The 14,507-nt window shown below is 53.2% G+C and carries 12 protein-coding genes and 1 tRNA gene; 11 read left to right on the top strand and 2 right to left on the bottom strand.

All coding sequences use genetic code 11. The features are described 5' to 3' along the window. Positions 1 to 246: 246 nt before the first annotated feature. The 6 genes from uvrB (at position 247) to H627_RS0101605 (ending at position 8,714) form a co-directional block, all read left to right on the top strand. Positions 247 to 2,256, top strand: a complete 2,010-nt coding sequence (uvrB, locus tag H627_RS0101630; RefSeq protein WP_027827515.1) for an excinuclease ABC subunit UvrB — start codon at positions 247 to 249, stop codon at positions 2,254 to 2,256. A gap of 4 nt (positions 2,257 to 2,260) precedes the next feature. Beyond that, positions 2,261 to 5,149, top strand: a complete 2,889-nt coding sequence (gene uvrA / locus H627_RS0101625; protein ID WP_027827514.1) for an excinuclease ABC subunit UvrA — start codon at positions 2,261 to 2,263, stop codon at positions 5,147 to 5,149. A 192-nt stretch (positions 5,150 to 5,341) separates the two neighbouring features. Further along, positions 5,342 to 6,232 carry an RNase adapter RapZ gene (rapZ, locus tag H627_RS0101620; RefSeq protein ID WP_027827513.1) on the top strand — a complete coding sequence of 297 codons (891 nt, stop codon included), beginning with the start codon at positions 5,342 to 5,344 and terminating at the stop codon, positions 6,230 to 6,232. Further along, a complete protein-coding gene (locus tag H627_RS0101615; RefSeq protein WP_027827512.1) occupies positions 6,229 to 7,272 on the top strand; it encodes a gluconeogenesis factor YvcK family protein in 1,044 nt (347 codons plus the stop codon). Before rapZ ends, H627_RS0101615 begins: the two co-directional genes overlap by 4 nt. A gap of 4 nt (positions 7,273 to 7,276) precedes the next feature. Then, complete coding sequence (whiA, locus tag H627_RS0101610; RefSeq protein ID WP_027827511.1) at positions 7,277 to 8,239, top strand: DNA-binding protein WhiA; 963 nt, start codon at positions 7,277 to 7,279, stop codon at positions 8,237 to 8,239. A 4-nt stretch (positions 8,240 to 8,243) separates the two neighbouring features. Next, positions 8,244 to 8,714, top strand: a complete 471-nt coding sequence (locus tag H627_RS0101605) for a MarR family winged helix-turn-helix transcriptional regulator (protein ID WP_027827510.1) — start codon at positions 8,244 to 8,246, stop codon at positions 8,712 to 8,714. An 87-nt stretch (positions 8,715 to 8,801) separates the two neighbouring features. On the opposite strand, the gene clpP is transcribed toward H627_RS0101605, so the two are convergent. Continuing rightward, positions 8,802 to 9,398 carry an ATP-dependent Clp endopeptidase proteolytic subunit ClpP gene (gene clpP, locus H627_RS0101600; RefSeq protein ID WP_027827509.1) on the bottom strand — a complete coding sequence of 199 codons (597 nt, stop codon included), beginning with the start codon at positions 9,396 to 9,398 and terminating at the stop codon, positions 8,802 to 8,804. Between the two features lie 173 nt (positions 9,399 to 9,571). Then, entirely contained in the window at positions 9,572 to 9,706 is a 135-nt protein-coding gene (locus H627_RS20580; protein WP_258456733.1) for a hypothetical protein, read from the bottom strand. Between the two features lie 126 nt (positions 9,707 to 9,832). Here H627_RS20580 and H627_RS0101590 point away from each other — a divergent pair. The 5 genes from H627_RS0101590 (at position 9,833) to tpiA (ending at position 14,448) form a co-directional block, all read left to right on the top strand. Beyond that, positions 9,833 to 9,904 (top strand) — tRNA-Arg (locus H627_RS0101590). Positions 9,905 to 10,258: 354 nt separating this feature from the next. Beyond that, entirely contained in the window at positions 10,259 to 11,296 is a 1,038-nt protein-coding gene (locus tag H627_RS0101585) for a sugar-binding transcriptional regulator (RefSeq protein ID WP_027827508.1), read from the top strand. A 38-nt stretch (positions 11,297 to 11,334) separates the two neighbouring features. Further along, positions 11,335 to 12,357, top strand: coding sequence for a type I glyceraldehyde-3-phosphate dehydrogenase (gap, locus tag H627_RS0101580; RefSeq protein WP_027827507.1), 1,023 nt, complete (start codon positions 11,335 to 11,337; stop codon positions 12,355 to 12,357). A 102-nt stretch (positions 12,358 to 12,459) separates the two neighbouring features. Then, positions 12,460 to 13,671: a phosphoglycerate kinase gene (locus H627_RS0101575; protein ID WP_027827506.1), complete on the top strand. Its 1,212-nt coding sequence runs from the start codon at positions 12,460 to 12,462 to the stop codon at positions 13,669 to 13,671. 21 nt (positions 13,672 to 13,692) lie between these two features. Beyond that, complete coding sequence (gene tpiA / locus H627_RS0101570) at positions 13,693 to 14,448, top strand: triose-phosphate isomerase (protein ID WP_027827505.1); 756 nt, start codon at positions 13,693 to 13,695, stop codon at positions 14,446 to 14,448. Positions 14,449 to 14,507: the final 59 nt, after the last annotated feature.

Below are 14,507 nucleotides of genomic sequence, written 5' to 3'. Positions count from 1 at the left end.
CAGGCGACCAGAAGCTAGGGGATAAGGACGGCCAGGCAAAAACCCAAAACCGGGGTTTGTGCCTGGCCGTCCTTATCCCTACGCTTCTGACCGGTCGCCTTCGCCCTCTCTCTGGCGAAAGTATGTTCTCTGTGGTACAATATTTCTGTTGAATTAGTAGTACGTAATATGCGGCGCAAGAGTCATTTTTTGGCTTTTGCGCTTCGTTCGCTTATCAGCTTTTGTGGAGGAGGATTTTGCCTAACTATGATTACACGTCAACCTGACAGACCATTTGATTTGGTTTCGAAATACAAGCCGGCCGGGGATCAGGGTAAAGCGATTGCCCGGATCACGAAGGACTTCCAGCAAGGGGATAAAGAAGTTGTCCTAGAAGGGGCGACGGGGACTGGTAAGACGTTCACGATGGCGAACGTGATTGCAAAGCTGAACAAGCCGACATTGGTCATTTCCCACAACAAAACGCTGGCTGGTCAATTATATGGCGAGTTCAAGGAATTCTTCCCCCACAACCGGGTGGAGTACTTTGTCAGTTATTATGATTACTATCAGCCTGAAGCCTATGTGCCCTCCAGTGATACGTATATTGAAAAAGATGCCAGCATTAATGATGAGATCGATAAATTGCGCCACTCCGCGACCAGTGCACTGTTGGAGCGTAATGACGTCATTGTGGTGGCCAGTGTGTCTTGTATTTTCGGGTTGGGGGATCCTAAGGAATATGCCAAGAGCGTAATCTCTTTGCGCCAAGGGATGCAGATCGACCGGAATACATTGCTCCGGGAACTGGTCGGGATTCAATTCGAACGCAATGATATCGACTTTCAACGGGGCCGCTTCCGAGTCCGGGGGGACGTGGTGGAAATCTTCCCTGCCTCCAACGACGAAAATGCGATTCGGGTCGAGTTTTTTGGGGATGAAATTGATCGCATCGTCGAAGTAGATGCGCTGACCGGCGAGATTATCGGGACCCGGGATCAGGTATCGATCTTTCCGGCGACCCACTTTATGACCAACGACGAACAGATGGAGGGCGCCATCAAGCGCATCCAGACTGAACTGCAGGGCCAACTGAAGAATTTCCGGGAGCACGGCAAACTATTGGAGGCCCAGCGGCTGGAACAGCGAACCAATTACGACATCGATATGATGCGGGAAATGGGCTACACCAACGGGATCGAGAACTACTCGGCCACCTTGGAAGGCCGCGCGCCGGGCGTGCCGCCCCATACGCTGCTGGATTTCTTCCCAGATGATTTCAATATTATGATTGATGAATCCCACGTCACTATGCCTCAGATTCGCGGCATGTATAATGGCGACCGGGCGCGGAAGCAGATGCTGGTGGACTACGGCTTCCGCTTGCCCAGTGCCCGGGATAACCGGCCGTTGAAGCTGAATGAGTTTGAGGAACACGTCAAACGGATTCTGTATGTTTCCGCTACGCCAGGCCCCTATGAAATGGACCGGACCCAGGACCATGTCCCCCAGATCATTCGGCCGACCGGGTTACTTGATCCTATCATTGAAGTCCGGCCAATTATGGGTCAGATCGATGATATGGTCGGTGAGATCAATCAGCGCGTGGAGAAACACGAGCGGGTTTTCATCACGACGATGACGAAGAAAATGGCCGAAGACTTAACCGATTATCTCAAAGAAATGGGTATGAAGGTGCGCTACCTCCACTCAGATATCAAGACTTTGGAACGGACCCAGATCATTCGCGACCTGCGGCTCGGTGTATTTGATGTCTTGATCGGGATCAACCTGCTGCGGGAAGGGATCGATGTTCCGGAAGTTTCACTGATTTGTATTCTTGATGCCGACAAGGAAGGCTTCCTCCGGTCTGCCCAGTCGCTGACCCAGATCATTGGCCGAGCGTCGCGGAACGTCAACGGTAAAGTGATTATGTACGCCGACAAGGTGACGGATTCGATGCAAGAGGCCATTGCTAAGACCCGTGGCCGGCGCAAGGTACAAGAGGCCTTCAACGAGGCGCACGACGTCACCCCGACGACGATTGTCAAGCCGATTCGGGATGCCATTTCAGTCATGCGGCCGGCGGATGACGCTGATGAAGCGACCAAAGAGAAGGCGGCCAGTGTGGATCTGAGTACAATGACGAAGAAGGAACGTACTGAATTGATCAATAATTTGACGGAACAAATGCAGAATGCCGCCAAGAAGCTGGACTTCGAAACGGCGGCCACGCTGCGCGATACTATCTTAGAATTGAAAGCGGAAGTGGATTAAACATATGGCCAACGACAAAATCATTATTCATGGTGCCCGGGCCCACAATCTGAAGAACATTGACGTGACGATCCCCCGGGATAAGCTGGTGGTCATCACTGGCCTGTCCGGGTCAGGAAAGAGTTCGCTGGCCTTCGACACGCTGTACGCCGAAGGTCAGCGGCGCTATGTCGAAAGTCTGTCAGCCTATGCCCGGCAGTTCCTCGGGCAGATGCAGAAGCCTGATGTGGACAGCATTGACGGATTATCGCCGGCAATTTCGATCGATCAGAAAACGACCTCTAAGAACCCGCGGTCCACGGTCGGCACAGTGACCGAGATCAATGACTACTTACGGCTATTGTGGGCCCGGGTGGGTCATCCCATCTGCCCTAACGACGGCACACCGATCCAAAGCCAGTCGGTGGACCAAATGGTCGCCCGCACGCTGGCTCTGCCGGAGGGGTCCCGGATTCAAATTATGTCCCCGATCGTCCGCCAAAAGAAGGGTACCCAGAAAAAAGAATTTGCCCGGGTGAAGCGGGAGGGCTATGTCCGCCTGCGGGTCGACGGGGAGACCTACGATGTGAGCGAAGCGCCGGAACTGGATAAGAACAAGAAACACGATGTGGACATCGTGGTTGACCGGATCGTGGTTCGGGATAATGTGCGGTCACGGCTTTTCGATTCCCTAGAGGCTGCCCTGCGGCTATCTGATGGGTACGCTAATGTGGATGTGATCGGCGGAGAGCCGCTGGTCTTTTCTGAACACTATGCGTGCCCCATCTGCGGATTTACCGTGGGTGAGCTTGAACCGCGGCTGTTTTCGTTCAATGCGCCGTTTGGTGCCTGTCCCGACTGTGATGGACTGGGCATGAAGCTGTCGGTGGACCCGGATCTGGTCGTCCCTGATGATACGAAGACACTGCGGGAAGGGGCCATTGCACCCTGGAACCCAATCAGTTCTCAGTATTATCCGGAATTGCTGGCCCAGGCGGCCGCCGCCTTCCATATTGATTTGGATACGCCGTTTAAGGACTTGCCGAAGAAAGATAGGGACCTGGTCATGAACGGTTCCGGCGGCAAAGAATTCCATTTCCATTATGAAAACGACTTTGGCGGCGTACGGGATGTTGATGTGGCCTTCGAGGGCGTCCTTACGAACATTGCCCGGCGTTATCGGGATACCAACAGTGACTTTACCCGAGATCAAATGCGGTTGTACATGACCGAACTGACCTGCCCGACCTGCCACGGCAAGCGGCTGAACCGTCAAGCCCTGAGCGTTAAGGTCAGCGGCGAGGATATTGCCGAAGTTTCTGACCTGTCAATCAAGGATGCACTCCCGTTCTTTAAGCAGGTCGAATTGTCTGAACAAGAAGCCGTCATAGCCAAGCCGATTTTAAAGGAAGTGCGGGATCGGCTCACTTTCCTGCGTAATGTGGGCCTGGATTATTTAACCCTGTCCCGGGCGGCTGGTACGTTGTCCGGTGGGGAGGCCCAGCGGATTCGATTAGCTACCCAGATCGGTTCCAATCTGTCCGGGGTGCTGTATATTCTGGATGAACCCTCCATTGGTTTGCACCAGCGGGACAATGACCGGTTGATTTCGTCGTTGAAAAAAATGCGGGATCTGGGGAACACCTTAATCGTTGTCGAGCACGATGAAGACACCATGCGGGCGGCGGATTACTTGATCGATATTGGACCCGGCGCGGGTGAAAAGGGCGGCGAAGTGATGGCCGCCGGTACCCCAGCCCAGGTTGCGAAAAATCCGAAATCGTTGACGGGGCAGTATCTGGCAGGGAAAAAGTTTGTGCCGGTACCGCTCGAACGGCGCAACGGCAATGGCAAAAAGATCCGCATCACCGGGGCCGCAGAAAACAATCTGAAGGATATTGATGTGGACTTCCCCCTGGGCAAGTTCATTGTGGTCACCGGAGTCTCTGGTTCCGGCAAGTCGACGCTGGTCAACCAGATCTTGAAGCGGGCGCTGGCGCAGAAGCTGAACCATAATTCCCACAAAGCGGGGAAGTACAAGAACATCACCGGCTACAAGAATATTGATAAACTGGTGGATATCGACCAAAGCCCGATCGGCCGGACCCCCCGGAGCAACCCGGCCACCTATACCAGTGTCTTTGATGATATTCGCGACCTGTTTGCCAAGACTAATGAAGCGAAGATTCGCGGGTATTCCAAGGGCCGCTTCAGTTTCAACGTCAAGGGCGGCCGTTGCGAGACCTGTAAGGGTGACGGAATCATTCGAATCGAAATGAACTTCCTGCCGGATATTTATGTGCCCTGCGAAGTCTGCCACGGCACCCGGTATAATTCCGAGACGTTGGAAGTCACCTATCACGGGAAGAACATTGCCCAAGTTTTGGACATGACCGTGGCTGAGGCACTGGATTTCTTTAAAGCTATTCCGAAGATCACCCGTAAGCTGCAGACTATTGTTGACGTGGGCTTGGGTTACGTGAAAATGGGTCAACCGGCCACGACCCTGTCCGGTGGCGAAGCCCAGCGGATGAAGCTGGCCTCTGAACTGTACAAGAAGTCCACCGGCAGCAATTTCTACATCCTTGATGAACCCACCACCGGTCTGCACACCGATGATATCAAGCGTCTGCTGACGGTCTTGCAGCGACTGGTAGATGAGGGCAACACCGTACTGATCATTGAGCATAATCTGGATGTGGTCAAGAGCGCCGACTGGCTGATCGATCTCGGTCCAGAAGGCGGCGATGGCGGCGGCACCGTGATCGCCACCGGCACCCCCGAACACGTCGCTACTGTAGCGGCAAGCTACACCGGCCAATACCTCGGTCCTATTCTTGACCGGGATAAAGCCCGGACGGAAAACGCCGTAGCAGCTAAGAAAAAGAAAACGCCGGTAAAGGCGAAGAAATAGTTCTAATCTGGATTAAGGCAAGGTAATTTGTTCTGGTCGATCTAGTGCCGAAGCTTGCGGAGCATTGGCACGGCAGTATACCGGACATCACCTTGCCTTAATCCTCTTTTTAATTGCCAACAATTAATTTGCCCCATGAAGGACACGCCCGGCTGTGTTATAATGTCCATGCAAAAGAAAAGGAGTGTGCGTATGGCCTCAAATAATCCATTAGATGTGGTCATTATCACCGGTATGAGCGGCGCCGGCAAAACCATTGCCGCCCAAGCCTTCGAAGATTTAGGCTATTTCGTCATTGATAACATGCCGCCGTCTCTATTACCCAAGTTCTGGGACCTGGTCCGTGAATCCGGATCGATCCAAAAGGTCGCGCTGGTCATCGACCTGCGCTCCCGGGCATTCTATGACCAGATTATTTCCATGCTGGCCGATCTGGACAACGCCAATACCGTACGCACCCGGATCCTCTTCCTGGATGCCTCGAATTCTGAGCTGGTCGCCCGCTATAAGGAGACCCGCCGCTCCCATCCGTTAGCAATGGACGGTCGGCTGCTGGAGGGCATTAAACTGGAACGCGAGCTGCTCACCGAGATGAAGAATCGGGCACAAATTGTGATCGACACCTCGAACATGTCGCCTCGGCAATTACGGGAAGAGATTTTCGGCCACTTCAAGGAATCCGGTGATACGCCGTTTCACATTGAAGTGATGTCCTTCGGTTATAAATATGGCATTCCCATTGATGCCGATATCGTCATGGACGTCCGGTTTTTACCGAATCCGTACTACATTCCAGCGTACAAGCCGCTGACGGGTTTGGATAAGCCCGTTTATGATTATGTGATGAACCAGCCGGAGACTGAGAAATTCTACCAGCAATTCATTGATCTGTTGTGGCTGACGATGCCGGGTTACCAGCGAGAGGGCAAGACTAGTATGACCATTGCCATCGGCTGTACTGGCGGTCAGCATCGCAGTGTGGCGATTGCCCAGCGGCTGGCTCAGGACTTAGGCAAGAAGTATTCCGTGGATGTGACTCATCGGGATATGCATCGGCGAAAGGAGACGGTGAACCGCTCATGAATGGAGACAACCGCATTATTCGCGTCATCCGCGGCCGCCGACCCAAAGTCGTCGTTATTGGCGGCGGCACCGGCCTGCCAGTCATTTTATCCAGCCTGCGCCAGGAGAACGCTGACATCACTGCGGTCGTGACTGTGGCCGATGATGGCGGCTCCTCCGGCGTTTTGCGCAACTACATCAATGTTGTGCCGCCCGGGGATATCCGCAATGTCCTGGTGGCATTATCGGAATTATCCGATTCAGAGTTGCGGATTTTCCAATACCGCTTTAACAGTTCCGACGCCTTTCTCTCTGGTCATGCCATTGGCAATCTGATCATTACGGCGCTGGCGGAAATGGATGGCGATATTTTCACTGCTGTTCAGGAATTGTCGGCGATGATGAAAGTGGACGGGCACGTCTATCCCGTGGCGGATGTCCCGCTGACTCTGAACGCTGAGTTCACCGACGGCTCCACCCGCCAGGGGGAGACTGAGATCTCCGGTGCCGGCAAACGCATCCAGCGCGTGTGGGTGACCCAGAAGGACAACCCCGCTGAACCGCCGGAAGCGGCCGATCAGGTGATTGACGCGATCATGGACGCCCAAGTCGTGGTGCTGGGTCCGGGCTCGCTGTTCACCAGTATTCTGCCGAATCTGATGATCGACAATGTGCATCACGCGCTGCGCCATACCGCGGCCAACATTACCTATATTTGCAATATCATGACTCAGAAGGGTGAGACCGAGAACTTTTCTGACGCCGACCATGTGGCGGTATTGAACCGCCATCTCGGCGGCAACTACATCGATACTGTCCTGGTCAATACGGCGCCGGTACCGGAGAATTACATGGACCGCCAAAAGTATGATGAATACTTATACCAAGTGCGCCATGACTTCGATGGCTTACGGGCCTTTGGCTGCAATGTGATCTCCGACAATTTCTTGGACCTGCACGATCGCGGTGTTTTCCATAACGGCCGCAAGGTGGCCAAGGAGTTGCTGAATCTGGCGTTCCAAGCCAAACTGGATAAGCGCGGCAGAAAGGGCAGGGGGTGAGTCAATGGCGTCTTTCGCCAGTCAGGTGAAAAAGGAATTAACGCTATTGCCGGTCCATCGGCAGCACGCCCGGGCTGAGCTGGCTGCTTTGATTCGGATGAACGGTACACTGCGGTTAGTGGATCATCAATTTGTCCTTTCCGTGGCGACAGAGAATCCAGCCATTGCCCGGCGTATTTATGCCTTACTGAAGCAGGTGTATGCCGTTGAGGCGGAGCTGCTGGTCAGTCGGAAAATGAATTTACGCAAGAATTATAATTACGCGGTGCGCCTGCAGGGCGGCAGCCATCGGGTGCTCACCGACCTGTCGATCCTGCAAGATGATGCCCTGCATATCAGTCACCGGATCTCGTCGGATATCAGCAGCAAAGAACCGTTGCTGCGCTCCTACTTGCGGGGGGCCTTCCTTGCCGGCGGGTCGGTGAATGATCCTGAAACCAGCCGCTATCACTTAGAGATTTACTCCACATATGCCGATCATTCCCGGGATCTGTTGGCAGCCCTGCGGTCGTTTCACTTGAATGCCAAGGAAACAGCCCGGCGCAGCGGCTATATTGTCTACCTCAAAGAGGCGGAACAAGTCGCCGATTTTCTCCAATTGATCGGTGCGACCAATGCGATGCTGCAATTTGAGGATGTCCGCATCGTCCGGGACATGCGCAATTCAGTTAATCGGCTGGTCAATTGCGAGACCGCAAATATGAACAAGACGGTGAACGCTGCCGCCCGCCAGATCGAGAACATTGAATTGATTCAAGCAACAGTCGGCCTGAGCGCGTTATCCCCATCGCTCCGAGAAATTGCGACCATCCGGCTGGCTCATCCTGAGGTGTCGTTGAAAGAGCTTGGTGAATTGCTCCCCGGCGGCCCAGTGTCGAAATCCGGGGTCAATCACCGGCTGCGCAAAATCAATGCCTTCGCGGATACCTTGCGGCAAGGCAATTACAGTAACAGAAAGGAAGCATAAGCCTATGGCAACCCCTATTATTCTGGATGAACAACTCTGTTTTTCCATTTATCAGGCACATAAAGTATTCAATCGCTTCTATGCGAAGGCACTGGCGCCATTCCACCTCACCTATTCCCAATACATCGTGCTGCTCGCCTTGTGGCAGTATGGCACGCTGTCAGTGAAGGCTCTGGGCGAACGAGTTGGGCTGGATAGCGGCACCCTGACGCCGCTCTTGAAGCGGTTAGAAAAGGACGGCTGGTTAAGCCGGCAGCGCTCTAAGCGGGACGAACGGCGCTTGGACGTCCAGCTGACCGCCTATGGCCGCGACATGCAGGATAAAGTCGACGAGCGCGTCGGTACGTGCATGGAGTGGATCGGGCTGACCCCAGACCAATACAATCATGTCCGGGATGCAGTGTCCTCTGTCCGGGATCATTTGGCGGCGATTCCTGACGGCAATTTTGAAGATCTGCCGACGATGAGCAACTAGCGCCAACAAAAATAGCGGCGGCACATACCAGAATCTGGCATGTGCCGCCGCTATTATTTTTTAGTCGGGCCGAAGCCCAAGATTAAATTACTTCTTTGCTGCCGGTTGCGTCCGGTCCATGATCTGGTCGATCAAACCGTAATCCTTGGCTTGTTCAGCAGACATGTAGTTATCCCGTTCGGTATCGGCTTGGATCTTCTTCAGCGGCTGGCCAGTCGTGTCCGCCAAGATCTGGTTGATCTTGTTCCGGGTCTTCAAGATCTCTTCAGCAGCGATCTGGATATCCGTTTGCTGACCCTGGGCACCGCCTAAGGGTTGATGAATCAAGACGGTGGCGTTTGGCAGAGCAAAGCGCTTGCCCTTTGTGCCGGCAGTCAGCAGAATGGAGGCCATGGAAGCCGCCATCCCGATGGCAATCGTCTGCACGTCAGCCTTGACGAAATTCATGGTATCCATGATTGCCAAGCCGGACGTAATGACACCGCCCGGAGAGTTGATGTACAGGTAGATATCTTTATCGGAATCCTGGGCATCCAGGAACAGCAGTTGGGCGATAATCGAGTTGGCCATTTGGTCATTTACTTCGCCAGACAGCATGATGATGCGGTCCTTCAGTAACCGGGAGTAAATGTCATAGGCGCGCTCGCCCCGAGAAGTTTGTTCAATAACTGTAGGGACTAACATAGGTTCAGAAAACCTCCTTCAAAGAGCGCACCGCGACCGGTTCAGCCAAAATGCGGCGAGCAGCGGTGCGATGCATGGTGACAGGCAATTGGGTACTGTGGTAGGGCATCAACATGCCCGCAATTAGCACTCATCAAGTTACTCTGCTAATTTACCACGAAAGAATCCAGGCGTCAACGGCGACGCTCATGTTTGTCCTTGGGGGCGGCCAAGCTTAGACCGGCAGCGACGATGGCGATCGTACCGGTGGTGATCAGCAAGACGCCGTTCACGATATGTAACACTTCGGCGGCAGTGTGTTTATCCATTGGGGAAGGCTCCTTTCTTAATTCAGTAACTGACTCCATCATAGCAAAGTTCTGTCGATTCTGGCGAAAAACTTCTGCGACCCCCTTGTAATTCCTCGGGGTTTCAGGTATTATATTTCAAGTGATGCGCTGTTAGTGTAATGGATCGCACGAAAGATTCCGGTTCTTTAGATGAGGGTTCGATTCCCCCACAGCGCATAGTGATTCAGAATGTTCCGCCCACCGATTGCTGTCGGTGGGCGGTTTTTTGGTGGCTTCGGACAGCCTGCCCCGGCCGACTGGGGCGTTTTTTGTCCAACCTGCTGAAAATATGTGCAAATTCCGAACAATTATTGATATTTTTGCGCAAAAAAGGGCTGAAAAGTGGCCCAAAACCGGGCCCAATGGGGTTTGCGGGAAGAAGCGCTGAACTTGCAAACCCCTACGGCGAGTGCTATATTGATAAGTGTCAGAGGGAGAACCGAAGTGAGTGGATCCCTTAAAATTTTCCCCTCACCGGGTCACTCTGTGACACCCTTGGACATAATGCGTCCCAGAGAGGGGTCAGATATCGTGCACGAAGAACTGGGGTGGATCGAGGCGCTCGCGCCGGATTTCCTATCTGTGCTTCGCCAACGGTATCAGGTCCTGCGCATGATCAGTTGGGCGTCCCCGATCGGCCGCCGCACACTGGCGGCTGAATTGGATGTAAGCGAGCGGGTGCTGCGCACGGAGACAGATTTCCTCCGGCGCCAGCGGCTGATCGACTCAACATCCGCCGGGATGGTCATCACCACCCATGGTCGAGAAGTTCTTCAAGGCTTGGAGAACTTCATGAATCAATTGGTTGGCATTCATGATGTGGAGAATCAATTAGCCCATGTGTTGGGTGTGGATCACGTCATGATTGTATCGGGTAACTGCGATACGCAGCCGAAGATTCTTGATGAGATGGGTGCGCTGGTGAATCAAACGCTGAACGCATTGCTGCCGGATGGCAGGAACGTCGTTGCCGTCATGGGCGGCAACACGATGGGCCATGTGGCGACCGCTCTTAGCCGTAGGCTGGGGCAGAACCGCCAGCTCATGTTCGTTCCCGCCCGCGGCGGTATCGGCGAACGGGTCGACATTCAGGCCAACACGATTTGTGCCGAGATGGCCCGTTCCACTGGCGGCGAGCATCGTGCCCTTTATCTTCCGGATAATGTGAGTGCCGATGTTTACGAGCCGCTTTTGAAAGAACCGAGTGTACGCCGGGTCCTTGATCTGATCGGTCATGCGACTGCGGTAGTCCACAGCGTGGGTGATGCCTTGGTCATGGCCAAGCGTCGTGAAATGGACGCGGCCACGATTCAGCTGTTGCAAAAGGATCAAGCAGTCGGCGAAGCCTTCGGCTATTTCTTCGATGAAGCCGGCCAGGTGGTTTACAAGGTACCGCGCATTGGCCTGCAAGTTTCTGACTTGCAGAAAATCCCGTACGTCGTCTGCATTGCTGGCGGAGCTTCCAAAGGCAAAGCAATTAAGGCGTACATGCATAGTGCACCGGAACATACGTGGTTGATCACGGATGAAGGTGCAGCTAAAGTGATTTTAAATGGGGCAACCCTTTAAAATATTATTGTTCAATTTCCTAAAGGAGGAAGTTTTGTATGACTGTCAAAATTGGTATCAACGGCTTCGGTCGTATCGGTCGTTTGGCTTTCCGTCGGATTTATGAATTAGGTGCTAAGTCCAACGATATTCAAGTTGTCGCTATCAACGATTTAACCAGCCCGGCAATGCTGGCTCATCTGTTGAAGTATGACTCCACTCATGGCACCTTCCCTGGTGAAGTGAGCGCGACTGACGACTCCATCGTCGTTGACGGCAAGAAGTACCGTGTATACGCTGAACCCCAAGCACAAAACATTCCTTGGGTTAAGAACGACGGCGTTGAATACGTTCTGGAATGCACCGGCTTCTATACTTCCAAGGCTAAGTCCCAAGCACACTTGGACGCTGGCGCAAAGCGGGTACTGATCTCAGCACCGGCTGGCAGCGACACAAAGACCATCGTTTACAACGTTAACGATGACACTTTGAACAGTGACGATCGTATCGTTTCTGCTGGTTCCTGCACAACTAACTGCTTGGCTCCTCTGGCTTACTTCGTCAACAACGAATTTGGTATCAAGGTTGGTACCATGACGACGGTTCACGCCTACACTTCCACTCAGATGCTGCTTGACGGCCCTGTACGTGGTGGCAACTTGCGTGCTGCTCGTTCTGCCGCTGTTAACACGATTCCCCACTCCACAGGTGCTGCTAAGGCCATTGGCTTGGTAATTCCTGAATTGAAGGGTGTCCTGAACGGCCATGCACAACGTGTGTCTGTTGTTGATGGTTCCTTGACTGAATTGGTTACTATCCTTGACAAGAAGGTTACTGCCGACGAAGTTAACGAAGCAATCAAGAAGCACACTGAAGGCAACGAAAGCTTCGGCTACAACGCTGATGAAATCGTATCTTCCGATGTTATCGGTACAACATACGGCTCCATCTTCGACCCGACCCAAACTGAAGTTGTTACTGCTGGCGACAATCAATTGGTTAAGACTGTTGCTTGGTACGACAACGAATATGGTTTCACTTGCCAGATGATTCGTACGCTGTTGAAGTTTGCCACTCTCTAATCTGAGCGTCCAGCTTTAATACGGCAATAACGTTGAGGCGGAGGGAGGTTCACTCCCTTCGCCTTTTATTTTTGGAAAGTTTAACTAGGAGGTTACTACACAATGGCAAAATTGATTGTTTCTGACGTCGATGTCAAAGACAAAAAAGTCTTGATGCGGGTGGACTTCAACGTGCCCATCAAGGACGGCAAGATTGGCGACGACAACCGGATCCGCGCTGCTTTACCGACGATTAAATACATCATCGAGCATGGCGGCAAGGCAATTCTGCTGTCTCACTTAGGCCGGATCAAGAGTGACGAAGACAAGGCTAAGCTGAGCTTGAAGCCCGTTGCTGCTCGTCTTTCCGAATTGTTGAACAAGCCGGTTGAATTTGTACCGGTTAACGAAGGCAAGGAATTGGAAGACGCCATCAACAAGCTGCAAGACGGTCAGGTATTGTTAATGGAGAACACTCGGTTCCAAGATATCGACAACGATTTTGGCAAGCGGGAATCCAAGAACGATCCGAAGCTGGGTCAATACTGGGCTTCCTTGGGCGACGTATTTATCAACGACGCCTTTGGGACAGCACACCGGGAGCACGCTTCTAACGTTGGTATCGCCACCGCTATGAAGGCTGCTGGCAAGCCCGTTGCGGCTGGCTTCTTGATGGAAAAGGAAATCAAGTTCTTGGGCGAAGCGGTCGACAATCCGGTTCACCCGTTCGTTACCATTCTTGGCGGGGCTAAGGTTTCCGACAAGATCGGCGTCATTGACAACTTGATTCCTAAGTCTGATCACATCCTGATCGGCGGCGGCATGGCGTACACCTTCTTGGCGGCCCAGGGCCACAAGATCGGCAAGTCTCTGTACGAACCGGACAAGGAAGACTTGGCTAAGCAATTACTGGCTAAAGCTGGTGACAAGATCGTTTTGCCGGTCGACAACGTGGTCGCTAAGGAATTCTCCAACGACGTGCCTTACGAGACTGTCGGCGTGGATGTTCCTGACGATGAATTAGCCTTGGATATCGGCCCGAAGACAGTTGCTCTGTTCAAGGAGAAGCTGCAAGGCGCTAAGACGGTTGTTTGGAACGGCCCGATGGGTGCGTTTGAAATGAGCCACTTCGCCAAGGGTACTTTGGAAGTCGGCCAAGCACTGGGCGACCTGCAAGGGGCCACCACGATCATCGGCGGCGGCGATTCCGCAGCGGCTGCTGAGCAATTGGGCATCGCAGACAAGATTACCCACATTTCCACTGGCGGCGGCGCTTCTCTGGAATACCTGGAAGGTAAGACATTGCCGGGTATCGCCTCCATTTCTGACAAGTAATCACGGAAGGACGGAGTAATTTTGCGTAAACCTATTATTGCAGGCAACTGGAAAATGAACATGAACCCTGATGAGACCCGGGCATTCGTGGCTGCTGTCAAGAATGAATTACCGGATCCCAGCAAGGTGGAGTCTGTCATTGCCGCACCGGCAATCGACATCACGGCCTTAGTGGATGCAGCCAAGGATTCTGTCTTGGTGCCCGCTGCTCAAAATGCCAATGATCACGAATCAGGGGCCTTTACTGGCGAGACCAGTCCTAAGGTTTTAGCTGACTTAGGCGTCAAGTACGTCATCGTCGGCCACTCCGAACGGCGCGGTTATTACCATGAAACGAATGAGGACGTCAACAAGAAGGCTAAGGCCGTTTTTGCCAACGGTATGAAGCCGATCATCTGTGTTGGCGAGTCCTTAGAACAACGCGAAGCCGGCGAAACGGAAGACTGGGTCGCGACTCAGGTTGAAGCCGCTTTGAACGGTTTATCTGCTGACCAGGCCAAGGCATTGGTCATTGCTTATGAACCAATCTGGGCCATTGGGACCGGTAAGACGGCGACCTCCGACCAAGCTGAGGAAGTTTGCCGGCACATCCGGGAGACGATCGCGAAGCTTTATGATCAAACGGTTGCGGATGCCACTCGGATCCAATACGGCGGTTCCATGAAGCCGAACAACGTTAAGGAATTAATGGCTCAGCCGGATATTGACGGCGGGCTGGTTGGCGGGGCTTCCCTGCAACCTGATTCCTTCCTGCAACTCGTTCACTACCAAGACTAATTGGTTGCGGCAAGGGGAATGATTGGTTGGGAAATCCAGGAATTCCTTTTGTCCCACCG

Source organism: Schleiferilactobacillus harbinensis DSM 16991 (assembly GCF_000425885.1).
GTDB lineage: Bacteria > Bacillota > Bacilli > Lactobacillales > Lactobacillaceae > Schleiferilactobacillus > Schleiferilactobacillus harbinensis.
The sequence above is the reverse complement of the archived record's forward strand: the minus strand, read 5'-3'. Positions and strand labels throughout refer to the sequence as shown.